The organism is Pigmentiphaga kullae (genome assembly GCF_004216695.1).
Taxonomy (GTDB): Bacteria; Pseudomonadota; Gammaproteobacteria; order Burkholderiales; family Burkholderiaceae_B; genus Pigmentiphaga; species Pigmentiphaga kullae.
Genome location: NZ_SGXC01000001.1, coordinates 933,304 through 953,574, shown reverse-complemented (window position 1 = coordinate 953,574; position 20,271 = coordinate 933,304). Strand labels below are relative to the sequence as shown.

19 protein-coding genes are annotated in these 20,271 nt (G+C 65.4%); 15 read left to right on the top strand and 4 right to left on the bottom strand.

Going from position 1 to position 20,271, the window contains the following annotated elements; translation table 11 throughout:
- Positions 1 to 9 precede the first annotated feature (9 nt).
- Positions 10 to 846: an NAD-dependent protein deacetylase gene (locus tag EV675_RS04685; RefSeq protein ID WP_130356225.1), complete on the bottom strand. Its 837-nt coding sequence runs from the start codon at positions 844 to 846 to the stop codon at positions 10 to 12.
- Between the two features lie 435 nt (positions 847 to 1,281).
- On the opposite strand from EV675_RS04685, the gene EV675_RS04680 reads away from it, so the two are divergent.
- The 5 genes from EV675_RS04680 (at position 1,282) to EV675_RS04660 (ending at position 6,494) form a co-directional block, all read left to right on the top strand.
- Positions 1,282 to 1,950 (top strand): response regulator, encoded by a 669-nt coding sequence (locus tag EV675_RS04680; protein ID WP_130356224.1) that lies wholly within the window; start codon positions 1,282 to 1,284, stop codon positions 1,948 to 1,950.
- Between the two features lie 26 nt (positions 1,951 to 1,976).
- Positions 1,977 to 3,389 carry a sensor histidine kinase gene (locus tag EV675_RS04675; RefSeq protein WP_242621426.1) on the top strand — a complete coding sequence of 471 codons (1,413 nt, stop codon included), beginning with the start codon at positions 1,977 to 1,979 and terminating at the stop codon, positions 3,387 to 3,389.
- A gap of 122 nt (positions 3,390 to 3,511) precedes the next feature.
- Positions 3,512 to 4,507 (top strand): Bug family tripartite tricarboxylate transporter substrate binding protein, encoded by a 996-nt coding sequence (locus EV675_RS04670; protein WP_130356222.1) that lies wholly within the window; start codon positions 3,512 to 3,514, stop codon positions 4,505 to 4,507.
- Between the two features lie 17 nt (positions 4,508 to 4,524).
- Positions 4,525 to 4,962 (top strand): tripartite tricarboxylate transporter TctB family protein, encoded by a 438-nt coding sequence (locus tag EV675_RS04665; RefSeq protein WP_130357905.1) that lies wholly within the window; start codon positions 4,525 to 4,527, stop codon positions 4,960 to 4,962.
- On the top strand, positions 4,959 to 6,494 hold the full coding sequence (locus EV675_RS04660; protein ID WP_130356221.1) for a tripartite tricarboxylate transporter permease: 1,536 nt from the start codon (positions 4,959 to 4,961) through the stop codon (positions 6,492 to 6,494). The genes EV675_RS04665 and EV675_RS04660 overlap by 4 nt, the downstream gene beginning before the upstream one ends.
- A 46-nt stretch (positions 6,495 to 6,540) precedes the next feature.
- Here the strand turns inward: EV675_RS04660 and EV675_RS04655 are convergent, their stop codons facing one another.
- Entirely contained in the window at positions 6,541 to 7,707 is a 1,167-nt protein-coding gene (locus EV675_RS04655; protein WP_130356220.1) for a methionine aminotransferase, read from the bottom strand.
- Between the two features lie 95 nt (positions 7,708 to 7,802).
- Between EV675_RS04655 and EV675_RS04650 the strand changes: the two genes are divergently transcribed.
- Together EV675_RS04650 and EV675_RS04645 are read left to right on the top strand one after the other, a co-directional pair.
- Complete coding sequence (locus tag EV675_RS04650; protein ID WP_130356219.1) at positions 7,803 to 8,840, top strand: AbrB family transcriptional regulator; 1,038 nt, start codon at positions 7,803 to 7,805, stop codon at positions 8,838 to 8,840.
- A gap of 242 nt (positions 8,841 to 9,082) precedes the next feature.
- Entirely contained in the window at positions 9,083 to 9,289 is a 207-nt protein-coding gene (locus tag EV675_RS04645; RefSeq protein ID WP_087840420.1) for a cold-shock protein, read from the top strand.
- A gap of 302 nt (positions 9,290 to 9,591) precedes the next feature.
- Here the strand turns inward: EV675_RS04645 and EV675_RS04640 are convergent, their stop codons facing one another.
- Positions 9,592 to 10,578, bottom strand: a complete 987-nt coding sequence (locus EV675_RS04640; protein WP_130356218.1) for a D-2-hydroxyacid dehydrogenase family protein — start codon at positions 10,576 to 10,578, stop codon at positions 9,592 to 9,594.
- Between the two features lie 202 nt (positions 10,579 to 10,780).
- Between EV675_RS04640 and EV675_RS04635 the strand changes: the two genes are divergently transcribed.
- From EV675_RS04635 to EV675_RS04605, 8 genes are all read left to right on the top strand, one after another.
- Entirely contained in the window at positions 10,781 to 12,640 is a 1,860-nt protein-coding gene (locus EV675_RS04635; RefSeq protein ID WP_130356217.1) for a phosphoenolpyruvate carboxykinase (GTP), read from the top strand.
- Between the two features lie 220 nt (positions 12,641 to 12,860).
- Positions 12,861 to 13,331: a fasciclin domain-containing protein gene (locus EV675_RS04630; protein WP_130356216.1), complete on the top strand. Its 471-nt coding sequence runs from the start codon at positions 12,861 to 12,863 to the stop codon at positions 13,329 to 13,331.
- Between the two features lie 179 nt (positions 13,332 to 13,510).
- Positions 13,511 to 14,038, top strand: a complete 528-nt coding sequence (locus EV675_RS04625; RefSeq protein ID WP_130356215.1) for a MarR family winged helix-turn-helix transcriptional regulator — start codon at positions 13,511 to 13,513, stop codon at positions 14,036 to 14,038.
- A 46-nt stretch (positions 14,039 to 14,084) separates the two neighbouring features.
- Positions 14,085 to 14,207, top strand: coding sequence for a hypothetical protein (locus EV675_RS30180; RefSeq protein WP_278044754.1), 123 nt, complete (start codon positions 14,085 to 14,087; stop codon positions 14,205 to 14,207).
- A 297-nt stretch (positions 14,208 to 14,504) separates the two neighbouring features.
- Complete coding sequence (gene mnmG, locus EV675_RS04620; protein WP_130356214.1) at positions 14,505 to 16,445, top strand: tRNA uridine-5-carboxymethylaminomethyl(34) synthesis enzyme MnmG; 1,941 nt, start codon at positions 14,505 to 14,507, stop codon at positions 16,443 to 16,445.
- 184 nt (positions 16,446 to 16,629) lie between these two features.
- On the top strand, positions 16,630 to 17,280 hold the full coding sequence (gene rsmG / locus EV675_RS04615; protein ID WP_130356213.1) for a 16S rRNA (guanine(527)-N(7))-methyltransferase RsmG: 651 nt from the start codon (positions 16,630 to 16,632) through the stop codon (positions 17,278 to 17,280).
- Positions 17,281 to 17,374: 94 nt separating this feature from the next.
- Positions 17,375 to 18,244 (top strand): ParA family protein, encoded by an 870-nt coding sequence (locus EV675_RS04610; RefSeq protein WP_242621333.1) that lies wholly within the window; start codon positions 17,375 to 17,377, stop codon positions 18,242 to 18,244.
- A gap of 23 nt (positions 18,245 to 18,267) precedes the next feature.
- Entirely contained in the window at positions 18,268 to 19,203 is a 936-nt protein-coding gene (locus EV675_RS04605; RefSeq protein WP_130356212.1) for a ParB/RepB/Spo0J family partition protein, read from the top strand.
- Positions 19,204 to 19,236: 33 nt separating this feature from the next.
- On the opposite strand, the gene EV675_RS04600 is transcribed toward EV675_RS04605, so the two are convergent.
- Positions 19,237 to 20,265: a CobW family GTP-binding protein gene (locus tag EV675_RS04600; protein WP_130356211.1), complete on the bottom strand. Its 1,029-nt coding sequence runs from the start codon at positions 20,263 to 20,265 to the stop codon at positions 19,237 to 19,239.
- Between the last annotated feature and the right edge of the window lie 6 nt (positions 20,266 to 20,271).

Here is a 20,271-nt window from a genome sequence, read left to right as displayed (position 1 = left end):
ACGGCGGCCTTACGCCGCCGCGCGGTCCTCCAGCATGAAGGCCAGCGCCTCGGCACAGGACTGCTCCACCTTCAGGGTAAGCAGGTCGTCGGCGCGCGTGCGCCCCAGGTTGACCGCCGCGACCGGCAGTCCGGCCGATGCACCGGCGCGTACATAGCGGTAGCCAGAATGCACCATCAGCGACGAGCCCACCACCAGGATGGCATCGGCTTCGTCCAGCGCGCGCAGCACCGTCGCCACGCGCGGCGCGGGCACCTGTTCGCCGAAGAAAACGACGTCCGGCTTCAGGATCCCGCCGCAGGCAGGACAGGACGGCACGGCGAAACGGGAGAAATCCACCGCTTCCAGGTCGGCGTCGCCATCGGGTGCATCGGCCGCGTCCAGCGCGATCCATGCCGGGTTCACGGCTTGCAGCCGCTGCTGGAATACGGCCCGCGGTTCGCGGTGCGCGCAATGCATGCAACGGACCTCGTCCAGCCGGCCATGCAGATCCACCACTGCGCGGCTGCCCGCCGCCTGATGCAGGCCATCGACGTTCTGGGTCACCAGCATCCGCATTCTTCCGCTGGCCTCCAGCTGTGCCAGCGCGCGATGGGTGTCGTTGGGCCCGGCCTTCCCGAAGCGCCGCCACCCGATCATGCTGCGCGCCCAGTAGCGCGCCCGGGCCAGGCCGTCGCCCATGAATAACTGAAAGTCGATGGGCGGCGTACGTTTCCACTGGCCATCGGCGTCGCGATAGTCCGGGATGCCCGAATCCGTGCTGCACCCGGCGCCGGTCAGGACGAACAGGCGTTCGTACCGGCCCACGAACGCGGCCAGGGCGGAGAAAGAGGCGGATACATCCATGAACGGCTCCAGGCAGGCGACCAGAATACCCGATGCGGACATTTTCAGGCCTGTGGATAAGCTCTGGGAAGCGGGGTGTGCATACGGTGTTGAGCCTTTGTGGATAACTTTGTTTTCGTTCCCAACCCAAAAAGTTGTTCAATTTCCGGGTACACCCTGTGGACAAGCTTATCCACATGCCTAAAAATTAGGCAACTCTTTGAATCGAAAAGGTTTTTTTGATCGGGCGAAGTTATCCACAGGCTCCTATTACCTACTACGAATTGGATAGATAGTTTTAGGATAAAGCTCAAACATCTTTTCTTCCTACCGCTACGAGGGCCGCAAGCGGCCCTGGGCGCCGCTGCGCGGACGCCGGTTGACCCGGCCGGATCGAACACCTAGCATCCAGGCGTCTCATTCCTCTATAAGTAAGTACGGAGCACCCGATCCGCCATGCGTATCCTGTTGGTCGAGGACGAACCCGAATTGGCTCGATGGCTGTCAGGCACGCTGGCCCGGCACGCCGGTTTCGTCGTGGAATGGGCCGACGATGGCGTAGTCGCGGAAAAACGCCTGCAGGTCGAGGATTTCGATGCCGTCGTCCTGGATCTGGGACTGCCCGGACTGGACGGGCGGACGCTGCTGGCCAGACTGCGCGCCCGTGATGACCGTACGCCCGTCTTGATATTGACCGCACGTGATTCACTGACGGAACGCGTCACCACCCTGCACGAAGGCGCAGACGATTTCCTGCCCAAGCCCTTCAACGTGACCGAACTGGAAGCCAGACTGGCGGCGCTGATACGGCGCAGCCGGGGCAGGGAACATCCGCGTCTGGCCTGCGGGCCGCTGGTTTTCGACCTGGCCGCTCAGAAATTCCTGCTCGACAACCAACCCCTGGCCCTCTCGCCACGGGAACACTCGGTATTGCGGGCCCTGATCCAGCGCAGCGGCGAACCCATGACCAAGCAGCAGATCCTGGATCGGGTATTCGACGACGACCGCGACGTCGGGCTGGACGCCATCGAAGTCATCGTCCACCGGCTGCGCAAGCGCCTGGGCGACACCGGCGTCCATATCGTGACCCTGCGCGGACTGGGATACAGCCTGGAGCCTGCGTGACGGCTTCCTCGCCAGCAACTTCTCCCTTGCCGGCCCGGCCACGGCGGCGCAGCCTGAAAACGACCCTGCTGTGGTGGCTGCTTCCGGTCCTGGCCGTGGTAGCCGGGGGTGGCCTGTGGCTGTCGGTCAGGCTGCTGGACGACCTGACCAATGCAGCCTACGACCGGTCGCTGGCAGGCGCCCTGCGCGCCATAGACCTGAACATATCGACGGAAAGCGGTGGGTTGGCGGTGGAACTGCCCTACAGGCTGCTGCAATTTTTCGAACTGACCGCCAGCGGCAACGTGTATTTCCGGGTCTCCACCGAAGACAACCTGACCGAGATCGGCAACCCGGCGCTGCCCATGCCGGCGCATCCGCTGGTGTCGGGACGGGCGGAATTCTTCGACGCCGAGTATTTCGGCGAACCGGTCCGTGTGGGCGTGCTGGCGCGCCGGCTCGATCCTCCCCTGTATGGCGCGCAGGAACGCCAGCGGGTGGTCATCCAGGTCGCGGAAAGCATCGAGTCGCGGGCGGGCTTCACCCGGGCCGTGCTGATGCGCGCGATCGAGCGAGATACGCTGCAGATCCTGCTGAGCGCGATCCTGCTGACGGGTGGGGTGATCATCGCGCTGCGGCCGCTGGTGCGCCTGAGCGAGGAAATCGACGCGCGCGACCCGGACGACCTGCGGCCGGTGGACGACAGCCAGGTCCCGGCCGAGGTCCAGCCGCTGGTGTCCGCCATCAATCGGCACATCGCGCGGCACGACGCCCAGGCCCGCGCGCAGCGCCAGTTCCTGGACGATGCGTCCCACCAGTTGCGCACGCCGCTGACCGTGCTCAAGACCCAGGTGGATTTCGCGCTGCGCGAGACCGACCCGCAAGCGGTCCGCCAGGTCTTGCAGGCCATGCATGCCGGCGTGGACCGGTCCATACGGATGGCCAACCAGATGCTGGCGCTGGCCCGTGTCCATGATGCCTCGCTGGCCGAGGGTGGCCTGCCTTTCGTGCGGATCGACCTGGCCGAACTGGCTGGGGAATGCGTGCGCAGCCTGCTGCCGGCCGCACGCGCCAAGCAGCTGGATTACGGCATCGAGGCGCTCGGGGAAGCGTTGTGGATGCCGGGGCTGCCCGTGCTGCTGCGCGAGGCCGTGCTCAACCTGCTGGACAACGCCATTCGCTACAGCCCGGAGGGAGGCATGGTCACGCTGATGCTGCTGCGCGAGCCCGGACGGATCGTGCTGCGGGTGGAGGACAGCGGACCGGGCATGCCGGTATCCGACATCGAGCGGGCCGGCGTGCGTTTCCGCCGCGGCGAGTCCGGCAAGGGCAAGCCGGGCGCCGGGCTGGGGCTGGCCATCGCGCAGCGGATCGCGGGTCTGCACAAGGGCAGGCTGGTGCTGGAAAACCGGGAACCGGGGCCCGGCCTGCGCGCGGCCCTCGTTTTCCCCAGGTCCTGAATGCTGCTTTGCAGCACGAAAACACGGGAAATTGAAAGCCGGTTGAAAGCGCCGCGTTCGTACAGTCGCCTCGGTGCGGCCTGGCAGCCGCGACATCGACAACAAAGACAGGGAGGTGACTGATGAAACCCACAGTTCGACTGCGGGCGGCGACCTATGCCGCGGCGATGATCTTCGCGGGACTGGCCGCGCAACCGGCCGCTGCCGCGCCCGAACGGCCCGAATGCATCGCGCCCGCCAAGCCCGGCGGCGGTTTCGACCTGACCTGCAAGATCGCGCAAGGCGGTTTGCAGGAAGGCAAGTATCTGAACGGCGCCATGCGTACCGTGTACATGCCGGGAGGCATCGGCGCCGTGGCCTACAACACCATCATCGCCCAGCGGCCCGCCGAGGCCGGCACCATCGTGGCCTTCTCGGGCGGCTCGCTGTTGAACATCGCCCAGGGCAAATTCGGCCGCTACACCGAGTCGGACGTGCGCTGGGTGTCGGGCATCGGCACCGACTACGGCGCGGTCGTGGTGCGCAAGGACGCCCCCTGGAAGGACCTGAAGGGCCTGATGGCCGCCATCAAGGCCGATCCCACCAAGGTGGTGTTCGGCGCCGGCGGCACCATCGGCAGCCAGGACTGGATGAAGGCGGCGCTGACTGCGCGCGCCGCCGGCATCGACTACAAGACCATGCGCTTCGTGGCCTTCGAGGGGGGCGGCGAGACCCTGACGGCCTTGCAGGGCGGCCACGTGCAGGTGTATTCGGGCGACGCGGGCGAGGTCGCGTCCGTACTGGACGCCGGCGTGCCCATCCGCATCCTGGCCGTGTTCTCGGAACAGCGCCTGCCGGGCCGGCTGGCCGACGTACCTACCGCCAAGGAGCAGGGCTTCGACATCCAGTGGCCCATCATCCGCGGTTTCTACGTGGGACCGAAGGTCGCCGATGCCGACTACCAGTGGTGGGTAGTCACCTTCGACAAGATGATGGCCACGCCCGAATTCGCGAAGTTGCGTGAAGAACGCGGTCTGTTCCCGTTCAATAAGACCGGCAAGGACCTGGACGGCTACATCAAGCAGCAGGTTGCCGAGTACCGCAAGCTGGCCGACGAATTCGGGCTGGTGCGTAAATGAGCGGCGGCCGTGTCGTGTTGAACGACCGGCTGCTGGGCACGGCGGCGCTGGTTTTCGCCGCCGTGATGGTGTGGCAGGGCTACGGGCTCGAGGCGCCTTTTGCCTACGAGCCGGTGGGCCCGCGCGCCTTTCCCATGCTGCTGTCGCTGGTCATCGGCCTGTGCGGCCTGTGGCTGGCCGCCAAGGGCGGCAATCCGGTCGAAGCCGTGGCGGCGGGCGTCAAGGGACGCGTCGTGGCCGTGTCGGTGGCGCTGGCCGCCTACGCCTTCCTGTTCCAGTGGCTGGGCATTGTCCTGGCCACCTTCCTGATGAGCCTGCCGGTGGGCCGCGCGTTCGGCGGATCGTGGCTCAAGACGGGCATCGCCGGGCTGGTCCTGGGCGTGGCCGTGTTCCTGCTGTTCGACAAGGTGCTGGACGTGGTGCTGCCCACCGGCCTGCTGGGAGGCCTGCTTTGAACGACATCTTCGGCCATCTGGCCACGGGTTTCTCGGTCGCGTTGACGCCGCTGAACCTGCTGATCGCGGCCATCGGCTCCTTCATCGGTACCATCGTGGGCGTGCTGCCCGGCCTCGGGCCCATCAACGGCGTGGCCATCCTGATGCCGCTGGCCTTCGCGATGCAACTGCCGCCGGAAAGCTCGCTCATCCTGCTGGCCGCCGTCTACATCGGCTGCGAATACGGCGGGCGCATCAGTTCCATCCTGATCAACGTGCCGGGCGAGGCCTCGGCCATCATGACCGCGCTGGACGGCTATCCCATGGCGCGCCAGGGCAAGGCCGGCGTGGCCTTGTCCATCTCGGCCTGGAGTTCCTTCGTGGGCTCGGCCGTGGCCACCGTCGGCATCGCCATCGCCGCGCCCCTCCTGGCCCGGTGGGCGCTGGCTTTCGGGCCGGCGGAGTACTTCGCGCTGATGGTGTTCGCCTTCTGCTGCCTGGCCGGGCTGATGGGCGAGCAGCCTGTCAAGGCGCTGCTGGCCGCCGCCGTGGGCCTGGCCTTGTCCACCGTGGGCATAGACGAAAACTCCGGCATCTACCGCTATACCTTCGATTCGCTGCACCTGAGCGACGGCATCCAGTTCGTCGTGGTGGTGATCGGCCTGTTCTCCGTCAGCGAGATGCTGCTGTTGCTGGAACAGTCGGTCACGGGCAGCGCGGCGGTCAAGCCGACGGGGCGCACTCTGTTCAACATGCGTGAAGTGGCGATGACCTGGTGGGGCACGGTGCGCGGGTCGCTGATCGGTTTCGTGGTGGGGGTGCTGCCGGGTGCGGGCGCCACCGTGGCTTCGGCCATGGCCTACTCGACCGAGAAGCGCCTGGTCGAGCAGTCCGACCCGGAAGGCGCCCACTTCGGCAAGGGCGATATCCGCGGCCTGGCGTCGCCCGAGGCGGCCAACAACGCATCGGCCACGGGTTCGTTCGTGCCCATGCTGACGCTGGGCGTGCCGGGATCGGGCACCACGGCGGTGATGATGGGCGTGCTGGCGCTCTACAACATCACGCCCGGGCCCGCGCTGTTCGAGCAGCGTCCCGAGATCGTCTGGGGCCTGATCGCGTCGCTGTTCATCGGCAACGTCATGCTGCTGGCGATGAACATCCCCATGGTGGGCGTGTTCGCGCGCATGCTGTCGGTGCCGACCTGGGCGCTGGTGCCGTTCATCGTGACCGTGAGCGCGATCGGCGTGTATTCGGTACACGCGACCACCTTCGATCTCGTGATGATGGTGGCGCTGGGCGTGGTGGGCTACCTGCTGCGCAAGATGTCGGTGCCCATGGCGCCGCTCATCCTGGGGCTGGTGCTGGGCAACATGATGGAGCAGAACCTGCGCCGGGCCCTGTCCATCACCAACGGCGATACGGCCATCCTGTGGGAAAGCCCCGTCAGCATCGGCTTGTGGCTGTGCGCGGCGGCCGTACTGGTCGTGCCGGTCACGATGCGCATGCTGGCGCGGCGCAGGGCGGGGGCTTCCGGACCCGCTGCGTCGGCCTAGGCGACGCAGGCGAGGGCATGCGGGCAATCGGGCCCGCATGCCCCTTTCAGACCCGCTGCAGGCGCTCCAGCGCCGCGTCCAGCGTGCTGTCCTTCTTGGCGAAGCAGAAGCGCACCAGTTGCCGGTTCGAGGCCGGCGCGTCCGGATCGGCATGGAAGGCCGCGATGGGAATGACCGCCACGCCGTGCTCGGTGGTCAGCCAGCGCGCGAACTCGCTTTCGGGCGCATCCGATATCGCGCTGTAGTCAGCCAGCAGGAAGTAGGTGCCCGGGCAGGGCAGGGTGCGAAAGCGCGTCTGCTGCAGCCCCGCTTCCAGACGGTCGCGCTTGGCCTGGTAGAAGGCGGGCAGTTCCAGGTAATGGCGGGGATCTTTCAGGAACGCGGCCAGTGCGTACTGCATCGGGGTCGATACCGCGAACACCATGAACTGGTGGATCTTGCGGAATTCCACGGACAGGGCGGCGGGCGCGCAGCAATAGCCGATCTTCCAGCCCGTGGTGTGGAACGTCTTGCCGAACGACGATATCAGGAAGCTGCGGGCCGCCAGCGCCGGCCGGCGCGCGATGGACGCATGCCGGCGGCCGTCGAACACGATGTGCTCATAGACCTCGTCCGAGATCAGCACCACGCCCGTGCCTTCCAGGATGCGCTCGAGTTCGTCCAGGTCGCCGTCGTCCAGGACCGCCCCGGTGGGATTGTGCGGGAAATTGATCACGAGGGCGCGGGTGCGCGGCGTGATGGCGCGCCGGACCGCGTCCCAGTCGGGCCGGTAGCCGGGCGCCTCGGGCGTGGGGGGGAGCAGTTGCACCGCCACCGGCGCGGCGCCCGCCAGGCGTATGGCCGGCACGTAGGAGTCGTAGTTGGGCTCCAGCACGATGACCTCGTCGCCGGTGCCGGCCACCGCCAGGATGGCGGTCATCAGGGCCTGGGTGGCGCCGCTGGTCACGGTGATCTCCGTTTCGGGATCGTAGGCCGCGCCGTACAGCGCCTGCGTCTTGGTCGCGATGGCGGCCCGCAGCGCCGGGATTCCAGGCATGGGAGCGTACTGGTTATGGCCCGCGGCCATGGCGGCGTCGACCTGCGCCAGCAGGCCGGCGTCGGGATCGAAATCGGGGAAGCCCTGGCCCAGGTTGATGGCGCGGGTTTCCGTGGCCAGCCGGCTCATGACGGTAAAGATGGTGACGCCGACGTCCGGCAGTTTGGAATTAATCATCAGCTTGCTTGGGCCTTGGATGTACCATTCGTCTTCATCGGATCAGTCTACCTCCACGCGTCCACCGGCGGCCACGCCCGCCCGCTTCGTTCCCCATGTTCGTCCGTCTGCTGCTAGGTTTTGCCATCGCGCTTTGCGGCTCGCTGATAGCGGTCGCGCTTCACACCCCGCTGCCCTGGATGCTGGGCGCGCTGATCGCCACGGCGGCGACCAAGATCGCCGGCGTGCAGTCCCGCAGCCGGACCGAGCTGCGCTACGCGGGGCAGTGGGTGATAGGCGTGGGCCTGGGCCTGTATTTCACGCCCATGGTGGTCGACGAGATCGCGGGCAATCTGCTGCCCTTGCTGCTGGGGGCCATATTCTCGGTGGCCGCGGGGCTGGCCGGCGCCTGGTTCCTTCAGCGCGCCGGCGGCGTGGAATTCAGCACCGCCTATTTTTCGTCCACCATAGGCGGCGCGGCGGAAATGGCCAACCTGTCCGACCGCTACGGCGGCAAGGTGGCGCTGGTCGCCTCGGCCCACAGCCTGCGCATCCTGCTCGTCGTCGTGCTGGTGCCGCTGGCTTTCCGGATGTCCGGCGTGACCGGCAGCGGGCTGTTCGCGCCCGCCATGACCAAGGTCGATCCCGCCGGACTGGCGGCGATGTTCGCGCTGGGCGCCGGCGGCGCGCTGCTGGCGTCGCGGCTGCGCATCCCCAACGCCTGGGTGCTGGGGCCCATGGCCGTCACCATCCTGCTGACTTCCAACGACATGGCCTTGTCGGCGATGCCGACCTTCATGCTGAACGCCGCGCAATTGCTCATAGGCTGGTCGCTGGGCGACCGCTACACCCCCGATTTCTTCCGGACGGCCCCGCGCTTCATGGGATTGATCCTGGTCTATACCCTGGTCGTGATCATGCTTTCGGCGGGCCTGAGCCTGCTCCTGGCGCAGCCCAGCGGTATCGCGCTGCCCACCCTGATGCTCGGGCTGGCGCCCGGCGGCATCGCCGAGATGTGCATCACCGCCAAGGTGCTGCAACTGGGCGTGCCGCTGGTAACGGCTTTTCAGGTGTTCCGGCTGGCCTTCGTGCTGCTGATCACCCCGCCGCTCTACCGTGGTTTGCTTATGCGTTTTCCGGCGTTGCGCGACTGATTTCGGAGGCCCGGCACAGGGGATTTCGGCCTGTTGCGTGGCGTGGACATAGCATTTGCGATACGCCTGCTAAATGTTATTGATTCGCAAAGTACACGCGGGTATGCTGCGATTCGCAGTTGAATTCAAGCAGCACGCAAGTCCCGTCTGCCATTTGCGGATGTCCGCCATTACCGCATTTCAGTTCGTGTCGGCGTTCTTGGTTCCATTGCATTGTTTAGATTGATTAGAGGACGCCGAACATGGCACAGAAGGGCAAGGTCAAATGGTTTAACGCGGACAAGGGATTCGGCTTCATCACGCCGGACGCCGGTGGTCCGGATGTGTTCGCTCACTTTTCCGCCATCGTCGGCCGCGGCTACCGCAGCCTGGCCGAAGGGCAGGAAGTCGAGTACGAAGTCAAGGACGGCCCCAAGGGTCCCCAGGCTTCCGATATCAAGCCGCTGTAAATAGCCGCTCATGCGCGGGACGGCCACGCCGCCCCGCTTACCCATCCCGCTCCCCAGCGGGATGGGCTCGTTTTTTTCTAAAGTATTTGACCCCCCCTGCGCCCTTCGGGCGCCCCCCCCAGGGGGCGATGCGGGTGGACCGGCGGAGCCGGATCCACCGCATCCTGGGCCTGGTTGGGTTGTCTCGGTGCGGAGCACCGCATGCTTGCTTTGATCCTGGGCGCCGCGGATCCGGCTTTGCCGGTCCGCCAGCGCCGCCCCCTTGAGGGGGCCCGCGTTAGCGGGTAGGGGGTGGGCTTCCCTCACGGGGTGACTAAATTATTGGGTTTCCCCGCCGCCCACGCCAATATGTTCTCGAACGCAACCTTGAAATAAAGGTTGTAGCTGTTGCTCTCCACGAAACCGATGTGCGGCGTGCAGATGACATTCTCCATCCGCAGCAGCGGGTGGCCTTGCAGGATGGGCTCGCTTTCGAATACGTCGATCGCCGCCAGCCCCGGCCGGCCCCGGTTCAGCGCCAGCACCAGCGCGTCCGGCTCCACCAGCTCCGCTCGCGAGGTGTTCACGAACAGCGCCTCGGGCCCCATGCGCTGCAGGTCTGCCAGGGTGACGATGCCGCGGGTTTCCTCGCTCAGCTTCAGCAGCATGCACAGCACGTCGCTGTTCGAGAACAGCGCCTCTTTGCTGGCCGCCGTATCCAGGCCGTCGGCCCGCGCCCGTTCCAGGGTCGATTCCCGGCCCCAGACGGTGACCTTCATGCCGAAGGCCTTGCCGTAGCCCGCGACGAGCTTGCCGATCTTGCCATAGCCGAAGAGGCCCAATTGGCTCCCGTGCAAGGTCCGGCCCAGGCCGAAATTGGGCGGCATCGACGATGCTTTCATGCCCGATTGCTGCCAGGCCCCATGCTTGAGGTTTGCCGCATATTGAGGAATTCGCCTCATCGCGCTCATAATGAGCGCCCACGTCAGTTCTGCCGGCGCGACAGGCGAGCCGACCCCCTGAGCGACGGCGATCCCGCGCTCGGTACAGGCCTCCACGTCGATGTGCGACCCGACGCGCCCCGTCTGGGAAATCAGCTTCAGCTGAGGCAATTTGTCCAGCAGGGCGCGGGTGATGGGCGTACGCTCACGGATCAGTACCAGCGTTTCCGTGTCGCGCAGCCGGACGGCCAATTGGCCCAGCCCCTTGACCGTGTTGTTGTAGACCTTGACGTCGTGGCCATCGAGCAGGCTGAAGCAGTCCAGCTTGCGTACCGCGTCTTGATAGTCGTCCAGAATCGTTATGCGCATGGGCTTTCCTTCAAACAGCGGCGATGGTAGTCCAATTGGTATTGTGAGTGGTAGCTGCCAACGGTAACGGACCCTTTCTTCCTGGAAACTTTTGCAGGAAGGGGGTGGGGTATATTAAGTTAAAGTCCGGCCGGGCCAATCGATGCCCGGCTCATTATTTACATCATGATCAGGCGCCCCAGCGTCGAGGAGAAAGTGACCAATGAACGCCGTGCCCAAAACATCGGTTCCCAAACAACTTTCGGCGGTCGACGCTCCTGACTGGGTACGGCATGAACGATTGAAGGCCTGGGTGGCCGAGGTCGCGGCGCTGGCGCAGCCTGATCGCATCGAGTGGTGCGACGGTTCCCAGGAAGAATATGACCGCCTGTGCGAACTGATGGTCCAGGCCGGTACGCTGCGCCGCCTGAATCCCGCCAAGCGTCCCAATTCCTATCTGGCCTGGTCCGATCCGTCCGACGTCGCGCGTGTCGAAGACCGTACCTTCATCTGTTCCGAACGCAAGGAAGACGCGGGCCCGACGAACAACTGGGTGGACCCGGCGGAAATGCGTACGACGCTGAACGGGCTGTTCGCCGGTTCCATGCGCGGCCGTACCATGTACGTGATTCCGTTCTCGATGGGGCCGCTGGGCTCGCCCATCGCGCAGATCGGCGTCGAGCTGTCCGACTCGCCCTACGTCGTGGCCAATATGCGCATCATGACCCGCATGGGCCGCAAGGTCTACGACGTGCTGGGCGCCGACGGCGTGTTCGTTCCCTGCGTCCACACCGTGGGCAAGCCGCTCGCCCAGGGCGAGGCCGACGTCGCGTGGCCCTGCAACGACACCAAGTACATCGTCCACTATCCCGAAACCCGCGAGATCTGGTCTTTCGGTTCGGGCTACGGCGGCAACGCGCTGCTGGGCAAGAAGTGCCTGGCGCTGCGCATTGCCTCCAAGATGGGCCGCGACCAGGGCTGGCTGGCCGAGCACATGCTCATCCTGGGCGTGACCTCGCCCGAGGGCAAGAAGATGCACGTCGGCGCGGCCTTCCCCTCGGCCTGCGGCAAGACCAACTTCGCGATGCTGATTCCGTCGCTGCCGGGCTGGAAGGTCACCACCATCGGCGACGACATCGCCTGGATCAAGCCCGGTCCCGACGGCAAGCTGCGCGCCATCAACCCCGAGGCCGGCTACTTCGGCGTCGCGCCCGGCACCAACGAGAAGACCAACTTCAACTGCATGGCGACGCTGCGCGAAAACGTCATCTTCACCAACGTCGCGCTGACCGACGACGGCGACATCTGGTGGGAAGGCATGAGCGAGCCGCCCGCCCACTGCATCGACTGGCAGGGCCAGGACTGGACGCCGGAAATCGGCAAGGCCACCGGCCGCAAGGCGGCGCATCCGAATGCCCGCTTCACCGTCGCCGCCGACCAGAATCCGGCCATCGACGCCGAGTGGGACAACCCCGCGGGCGTGACCATCGATGCCTTCGTATTCGGCGGCCGCCGCTCCACCACGGTGCCGCTGGTGACCGAGGCCCGCAACTGGGTCGAGGGCGTCTACATGGCGGCCACCATGGGTTCGGAAACCACCGCCGCCGCCACCGGCAAGCAGGGCGTCGTGCGCCGTGATCCCTTCGCCATGCTGCCGTTCTGCGGCTACAACATGAGCGACTATTTCAGCCACTGGCTGCAGTTGGGCGCCAAGCTCGAATCGGCCGGCGTGCGCCTGCCCGCCATCTTCTGCGTGAACTGGTTCCGCACGGACGAGAACGGCAAGTTCGTGTGGCCCGGCTTCGGCGAAAACATGCGCGTGCTGAAGTGGATGCTCGAACGCATCGACGGCAAGGCCCAGGGCGTGGACCACGTCTTCGGCGTCACGCCTTCCTACGAGGACCTGAGCTGGGAAGGCCTGAACTTCACCCGCGAGCAGTTCGATCGCATCACGGCCATCGATACGCAAGCCTGGAAGGAAGAACTGCGCCTGCACGACGAACTGTTCGACCTGCTCAGGCAGGGACTTCCGAACGAATTGGTGGAGGTCAAGCAGCGCCTGTCCAAGCGCCTGCAAGGCTGAGTCTCGCTCGCAAGCCGGACGGCGTACCGCTCCGGCTCGCGATGCACGGCCCCGATGCCCGCCCTGGGCGTCGGGGTTTTTTTATTCCCCGCCTGGACGGGCGCCGTGTTGCGCTCCCTTGCGAAGCGATGGCCCTGGTTACAGCGTGGTGAGCGACCATGAAAGACGGGCCGCAAGCCGGTCATGTTCCAAGGAGAAACTTGTCGCTCGGGAGAAGCGCATGCATGTCAGACATACCCTCGGATTGATCGCCATGGCACTGGCGCTGGGCCTGATGAGCCCTGCCGGCGTCCTGGCGCGCAACATCATCGACACGGCCCAGACGGCCGGAATGTTCAGCTCATGGGTCAACGCGGTACGCGAGGCGGGCATGGAGCAGACGCTGAAAGGCCAGCCCTACACCGTATTCGCGCCGTCCGACGAAGCCTTCGCCAAGCTGCCCTCGGCCCGGCGCGAGGCGCTGCGGAACAAGGATACGCTGGTGCAGGTGGTCAAGCTGCACATGGTGGCCGGCAAGGTCCGCCTGAAGGATGCCAAGGAAGGCACGCAGATCAGGACCGAGGGCGGCAAGACGCTGACGGTTCATCGCAAGGACCGCCGCCTGCTGCTGTCGGACGCCGAGGTGCTGGAGCCCGATGTCGAGGTCGACAACGGCTACATCAACGTGCTGGATACGGTCCTGTTTCCCTGATCCTGCCTGCTACCCGCTTGTCGGGATGATCCCGCCTTATTTAAATGCATGATTGGATCTTGTATTTTCATAAGTAGAGAAAAAATAGCATGATTTCTCACGGAATTGCACGGATACGATCAGAGCGAAGATAATGACAGCTCACGTCTGCACGAAAGCCTCGAGCGAGGCGGCTACCTATGACAACCCATTCCCCGCCCGAGGAAGAGTCCACTGTCCCTTTCGAAACGACGGAGGCTCGCGGGCAGGACGGCTTGCTGGCACCGAAGGTGGCCACCCTTGGCAAGGCATTGGCACGTGCCTCCCAACTGCAGGCTCGCGTGCAGTTCGGGTTTTCTCAAGTCGAGTGGCAGGTCGTTACGCTGCTTGCCGGTTTCCAGTCTGTCTCGATAAGCAAGTTGGCCCGCATTGCCGTGGTCGACCCTGCGCAGATCAGCAGGGCCGTCGGGATTCTGTCGAGGAAAGGATTGGTTGAAAGGGGGACCTCGGCACAGGATGGCCGGCGAGCTGAATTGAGCTTGAGTCCCCGGGGGAGAGAGGTTGCCGCTGGCTTGCGGCAGTTATCCTGGCAGTTCAATAGCCGGCTGCTGGATGGCTATTCACAGGAACGGATCGCCGGCCTGTTCGAGATGCTGGATGTACTGACCGCCCGAGCCATGCGTGAAGAGATGGACACTGCCGAAGGGCATCCTGATGGGGACGCGTAAGGAAGAGGTTGGACGTGAAATCCTGCCGGGCGAAGTGGGAGCACCCATGGCCAGTGCTGCCAAGGCGGATATTGTCGCAAATGCCGATACCCGTCCTTTGCTCGCCTTTCACGTGCCAATGACGCATCTGGCTGGCGCGGTGCTCGAGCAGCCGATTGAGTCCGAGTAGCCCATCGATGTTTCACGTGAAACATCGATACTCTCTGGCCCTGCCGATTGGCTGGACCAGGGCTGCTGGCCAGTGTGCGATTCACGCTCACAGTTCATCATTTGATGATTGGTGCACACCCCAGTGTTCCACGTGAAACACTATGGAGCAGCTTGCCCAGGGTAGTGCTCGCGTTGGAAAGGCGGGAATCCTATAATCCCAAGTTACCGTGGCGTTTTTCTCTCCAGACCCGGACATCTCCCTGGCCACGAAGGCTGCCAGGTCGCCAGGCTAACCTGGCCTTTTGCGGATCCCACCATGCTGTATCCAACCGAATTTGATGTGATTGTTGTAGGCGGCGGCCACGCCGGTACCGAGGCCGCATTGGCGGCCGCGCGCGCTGGCTGCAAGACGCTGCTGCTCACGCATAACATCGAGACCCTGGGGCAGATGTCCTGCAATCCCTCCATAGGCGGAATAGGCAAGGGCCATCTGGTAAAGGAAGTCGATGCGCTGGGTGGGGCGATGGCGCTGGCCACCGACGAAGCGGGGATCCAGTTCCGTATCCTGAATGCGTCCAAAGGGCCGGCGGTTCGGGCTACCCGAGCCCAGGCCGACCGAGTGCTCTACCGCAAGGCCATTCGTCATCGCCTGGAGAACCAGCCCAATCTCTGGTTGTTCCAGCAAGCGGTGGACGACCTGATGCTGGAAGGGGACAAGGTCGTAGGAGCGGTCACCCAGATCGGCCTTCGTTTCCGTGCGAGGGCGGTGGTGTTGACTGCCGGTACCTTCCTGAATGGACTGGTTCACGTGGGACTGCAGAACTACTCGGCCGGCCGGGCGGGCGATCCGCCGGCCATCTCGCTGGGCAAGCGCCTGCAGGAACTCAAGCTGGGCCAGGGCCGCCTGAAAACCGGTACGCCGCCCCGTATCGACGGGCGATCCATCGACTTCAGCGTGCTGGAAGAACAGCCCGGAGACCTGGATCCGGTACCGGTGTTCTCCTACCTGGGCGATGCCGCCATGCATCCGCGCCAGCTTCCGTGCTGGATCACGCACACGAATGCGCGGACGCACGAGATCATACGTGGCGGTCTGGACCGCTCGCCCATGTACACCGGGGTCATCGAAGGGGTGGGGCCGCGTTATTGCCCGTCCATCGAAGACAAGATCCACCGCTTCGCGGACAAGACATCCCATCAGGTTTTCCTGGAACCGGAAGGTCTGACCACCCACGAGTTCTACCCGAACGGGGTATCGACCAGCCTGCCTTTCGATGTGCAGCTCGACCTGATCCATTCGTTGCCCGGACTGGAGAACGCTCATATCCTGCGGCCGGGCTATGCCATCGAATACGACTATTTCGATCCACGTGGACTGAAGACCTCGCTGGAGACCCGTGCCATTTCTGGGCTGTTCTTCGCCGGACAGATCAACGGTACGACGGGCTACGAAGAAGCCGCCGCGCAAGGACTGCTGGCCGGCATCAACGCCGCCCTGAAGGTGAAGGGCGAGGAAGCCTGGGTGCCGCGTCGCGACCAGGCTTACCTGGGTGTGCTGGCCGACGATCTGGTCACGCGTGGCGTGACCGAGCCTTATCGCATGTTCACATCGCGGGCCGAGTATCGCCTGAGCCTGCGCGAAGACAATGCCGACTGGCGCCTGACGGAAACCGGCCGCCAGCTCGGGCTGGTGGACGACACGCGCTGGGATGCCTTCAACCGCAAGCGGGATGCCGTGGCGAGCGAGGTCGAGCGCCTGCGTTCCACGTGGATCAATCCCCGGATTTTCCCGGCCCATGCCGCCGAGCCGCTATTGGGCAAGGCGATCGAGCGTGAGTACACACTATTCGACTTGCTCAAGCGCCCCAACGTTTCCTATGATGCTCTTATGCAAGCGAAGAACGCGGACGAAGAATTGCTGGCGGGTCCGGGCGTAAGCGACCAGATCGTTGCCGAACAGGTCGAGATCCAGGTCAAGTACGCGGGTTACATCGCGCGCCAGCAAAACGAGATCGACAAGCAGGCCGGGCACGAGAACCAGCGCATACCCGAAGACATCGACTACGACTCGGTGCGCAGCCTGTCCTTCGAAGTCCGTCAGAAGCTCAAGACCCATCGGCCGCAAACCATCGGCCAGGCCGCCCGTATCTCGGGCATCACGCCTGCCGCCATCTCGCTCCTGCTGATACACCTGAAGCGCCGGCAATACGGAAGGCTGGATGCCGATTCCGCCGCCGATGCGAACCGGGCGGCATGAGCGTGTCCCACGGCCGTTCGACAACCACACGCCTTCTCCTGGGAGAAAAGCCGCGCCACGACGAGACAGGAGGCTCGTCGGTATCGATGCGTGGTATGCGGGGAAGCGCGCCCGCTTCCCCGGCAAGGGGAGCTCCCGGCCGCCGGAGGGCCGTCCCATGAACATGTCCCGGAAACCGATCCCGATGCAGGAACCTTTCAATGGCGCGGTATTCGCCGCCCAGCTCGAGTCGGACTGCGCGGTGTTGCGCCTGCCGCTCGATCATGCGCGCATCGATCTGCTGCTGAATTACCTGGCGCAGATGCTGCGCTGGAACCGCACCTACAACCTCACGGCCATACGCGAGCCTGAGCAGATGCTTTTGCACCACATAACAGACAGCTTGTCGGTGGTGCCGGAACTGGCCCAGCGTCTTGCCGGCCAGCCCGCCAGCATCCTGGACGTGGGATCGGGCGGGGGGCTGCCCGGCGTGGTCCTGGCCATCTGCCGGCCGGAGTGGCAGGTGCGCTGCGTGGACGCGGTGGAAAAGAAGACCGCGTTCATCAAGCACGTGGCGGGAGTGCTGCGGCTGCCCAACCTGGAGGCGACGCACGCGCGGGTCGAGGAGCTCGAACCCGCCGAGTGCGACATCGTCGTCTCGCGCGCGTTCGCGTCGCTGCACGACTTTGCCGCGCTGGCCGGACGCCACGTCAAGCCCGGGGGGCGGCTGGCCGCCATGAAGGGCCATCCGCCGGAAGACGAGATGCAGGCGTTGAAGGACCAGGGGGCATGGCAGGTGGAAGGCGTCACGACGCTTTATGTGCCAAGATTGTCCGCCCGCCGCTGCCTGGTCTGAATGGACCGCGTCGAGGGCGGGGCAAACGAGGGTTAGCAGAACGCGGCGCCGGCCATCGGCGCGTCAGATTCACCCAATAATCAGGTTGTATTCGATGTCTTCCAATTCCAGCATGGTCAACGAGGCGGCACCGTCCGGAGAAGAAGCCGGCGAGCTGGAGGCGATCAGCGGCGCCGAGCCGCTGGCCGCCAAGCGCACCGCCCGCATCTTCTGCATCGCGAACCAGAAGGGCGGTGTCGGCAAGACCACCACCGCGGTCAATCTGGCGGCGGCCCTCGTGGCCCAGGAGCAGCGCGTGCTGCTGGTCGATCTCGATCCGCAGGGCAACGCCACCATGGGCAGCGGCATCGACAAGCGCGAGCTGCAGGCCACGCTCTACCAGGTGCTGATCGGCGAGGCCAGCATTGCCGAGGCCGCCAAGGCATCGGAGAGCGGCTATGACGTCCTGCCCTCCAACCGCGAACTGGCGGGCGCCGAGATCGACCTGGTGGAGCTCGAGGAACGCGAGCGCCAGCTCAAGCATGCCATCGCCGCCGTGGCCGACCGCTACGACTTCGTACTGATCGACTGCCCGCCCACCTTGTCGCTGCTGACGCTCAACGGCCTGGCCGCCGCGCATGGCGTGATCATTCCGATGCAGTGCGAGTACTTCGCGCTGGAAGGGCTGTCGGACCTGGTCAACACCATCAAGCGGGTCCACGCCAACCTGAATCCCGACCTGCGCGTGATCGGGCTCTTGCGCGTGATGTTCGATCCGCGCGTGACCTTGCAGCAGCAGGTCTCGGCGCAACTCGAGAGCCACTTCGGCGACAAGGTATTCAAGAGCATCATCCCGCGCAACGTCAGGCTGGCCGAGGCGCCCAGCTATGGCCTGCCGGGCGTGGTGTTCGACCCCGCGTCCAAGGGGGCGCAGGCCTACGTGGCCTTCGGGGCGGAAATGATAGAGCGTATGAAAACGCTATAGCTTTGGGGAAGCACATCATGGAAATGAAAGCAGGATCTAAGGGTGTGAAGAAACCCAAAGGACTCGGACGCGGACTGGACGCGCTGCTGGGCGCCGACATGCCGGCGGTCAGCACGCTGGGAACCAAGTCCACGGCGCAGCCCGAACCGAAGGAAGGTCCGCCCAACGCGCTGCCGGTGGCCAGCATGCAGGCCGGCCGCTACCAGCCGCGCTCGCGCATGGACGAAGGCGCGCTGGGCGAACTGGCCGAATCGATACGCACCCAGGGCGTGATGCAACCCATCCTGGTTCGCGCGATCGAGGGCGGCCGCTACGAGATCATCGCGGGCGAACGGCGCTTTCGCGCCGCGCAGCTGGCCGGCCTGACCGAGGTGCCGGTGCTGGTGCGCGAGGTCAGCGACGAGAACGCCGCGGTCATGGCGCTGATCGAGAACATCCAGCGCGAGGACTTGAATCCGCTGGAAGAAGCACAGGGCGTGCAGCGATTGATCGGCGAATTCGGCATGACGCACGAGCAGGCGGCCCAGGCCATCGGCCGCTCGCGTTCGGCCACGAGCAACCTGCTGCGCCTGCTGAACCTGGCCGCGCCGGTGCAGACCATGCTGCTGGCCGGCGATCTCGACATGGGCCACGCACGCGCGCTGCTGGCGGTGGATGCCGCCACGCAGATCCAGCTCGCCACGCAGATCGTGGCCAAGCGGCTATCGGTGCGCGAAGCCGAGAAGCTCGTCGCGCAGACACTGCAGGAAGCCGCGCAGAAATCCAGCCGCAGGCCCGCGGCCAAGTCGCGCGACGTGCTGCGGTTGGAAGAGGCGCTGTCCGATCGGCTGGGCACGCAGGTAGCCTTCAAGATCGGCGCGAAGGAACGCGGCCAGATCATCATCGACTTCCACGGTTGGGAACACCTGTCGTCGCTGCTGGAAAAGCAGGGCCTGGCGGACGTGCTGGAAAACAGCTGATCGCTGTCGGCGGCGCGCGGGACGAGTATGCCGCTATGCCGCCGTATTTCCGAAGAAGGCCGCCGCGATCCGCTCGACGCTCGCATGCATGGCAATCACGGTCAAACCGGCCGGGGGCATGGCGGCACCGGCCGCAGCGGACAGGGGGCGCACATCGAAGCGCCTGTCGTCGGGCGCAAACTGCACCATCCGGCGCTGGCCATCGGCCAGCACCGCGGTGCCCTTGAGCCGCAGCAGGTCGTCCCCCAATGTATCTGCCAGCGCATGCAAACGGATCAGCAGCGCATCGCGCGCGACGGCATCGGGCAGGGCAAGGAAATGCGCCTGGGCGTCATGGTGATGAACGTGCTCATCATTCTCGTGAAAATGAGCATGTTCATTATTGCCGTGATCCACGTCGATTGCCGCCAGCCTGGGCACGGCATCGCTTTCTTGCGAAGCTTGCGGCGCGATGGCTTGCCACACGCGGTCCCACGGCAGGTCGGCCTGGTTGGAGACCAGCATGGGCGCCTCGGGGTTCAAGGCGGCCAGTCGTCCCGCCAGGGCCCGGGTCGTCTCGCCAGGCGTCTCCCGTGTCTTGGTCATGATCAGCGCATGCGCCGCGCGCACCTGCGCCTGCGCTTCCGGATGGCGATCGAGCACTGCCGTGCCGGCCGGCGCGCCCGCCACCGTGACGACGGCCCGCAGGCGGTAGCGTTCACGCAATAGCGGATGATCCTGGAAGGCCTGGATGATGGGAGCCGGATCGGCCATGCCCGTGGTCTCGATGGCCACGGCGGGAAACGCCGGCATGCGGCGTTGCAGCCGCGCCCAGAACAAGTCCTCCAGGGCTTGCTCCAGGCCCGGCAGGCCGGTGCAGCACACGCACGAACCCGACACCAGCGACGCCTGTTCGGTCACGCCCAGCAAGGCGCCGTCCAGCCCGACCTCGCCCAGTTCGTTGACGATCACCGCCGCGCCCCGCAGCCCCGGCTGCTCCAGCCAGGCGGACAGCAGGGTCGTCTTGCCGCTGCCCAGGAAGCCGGCCAGCAGATAGACGGGGATGGGAGACGAGGCGGCCATGGATGA

What these genes read in the sequence shown, in the direction of transcription:
- EV675_RS30180 (WP_278044754.1), top strand. Translation starts at nt 14,085, where the DNA reads ATGGCCAGTGCTGCCAAGGCGGATATTGTCGCAAATGCCGATACCCGT.
- EV675_RS04635 (WP_130356217.1), top strand. Translation starts at nt 10,781, where the DNA reads ATGAACGCCGTGCCCAAAACATCGGTTCCCAAACAACTTTCGGCGGTC.
- mnmG (WP_130356214.1), top strand. Translation starts at nt 14,505, where the DNA reads ATGCTGTATCCAACCGAATTTGATGTGATTGTTGTAGGCGGCGGCCAC.
- EV675_RS04670 (WP_130356222.1), top strand. Translation starts at nt 3,512, where the DNA reads ATGAAACCCACAGTTCGACTGCGGGCGGCGACCTATGCCGCGGCGATG.
- EV675_RS04655 (WP_130356220.1), bottom strand. Translation starts at nt 7,707, where the DNA reads ATGATTAATTCCAAACTGCCGGACGTCGGCGTCACCATCTTTACCGTC.
- EV675_RS04685 (WP_130356225.1), bottom strand. Translation starts at nt 846, where the DNA reads ATGGATGTATCCGCCTCTTTCTCCGCCCTGGCCGCGTTCGTGGGCCGG.
- EV675_RS04610 (WP_242621333.1), top strand. Translation starts at nt 17,375, where the DNA reads ATGTCTTCCAATTCCAGCATGGTCAACGAGGCGGCACCGTCCGGAGAA.
- EV675_RS04605 (WP_130356212.1), top strand. Translation starts at nt 18,268, where the DNA reads ATGAAAGCAGGATCTAAGGGTGTGAAGAAACCCAAAGGACTCGGACGC.
- EV675_RS04680 (WP_130356224.1), top strand. Translation starts at nt 1,282, where the DNA reads ATGCGTATCCTGTTGGTCGAGGACGAACCCGAATTGGCTCGATGGCTG.
- EV675_RS04625 (WP_130356215.1), top strand. Translation starts at nt 13,511, where the DNA reads ATGACAACCCATTCCCCGCCCGAGGAAGAGTCCACTGTCCCTTTCGAA.
- rsmG (WP_130356213.1), top strand. Translation starts at nt 16,630, where the DNA reads ATGCAGGAACCTTTCAATGGCGCGGTATTCGCCGCCCAGCTCGAGTCG.
- EV675_RS04630 (WP_130356216.1), top strand. Translation starts at nt 12,861, where the DNA reads ATGCATGTCAGACATACCCTCGGATTGATCGCCATGGCACTGGCGCTG.
- EV675_RS04650 (WP_130356219.1), top strand. Translation starts at nt 7,803, where the DNA reads ATGTTCGTCCGTCTGCTGCTAGGTTTTGCCATCGCGCTTTGCGGCTCG.
- EV675_RS04645 (WP_087840420.1), top strand. Translation starts at nt 9,083, where the DNA reads ATGGCACAGAAGGGCAAGGTCAAATGGTTTAACGCGGACAAGGGATTC.
- EV675_RS04640 (WP_130356218.1), bottom strand. Translation starts at nt 10,578, where the DNA reads ATGCGCATAACGATTCTGGACGACTATCAAGACGCGGTACGCAAGCTG.
- EV675_RS04600 (WP_130356211.1), bottom strand. Translation starts at nt 20,265, where the DNA reads ATGGCCGCCTCGTCTCCCATCCCCGTCTATCTGCTGGCCGGCTTCCTG.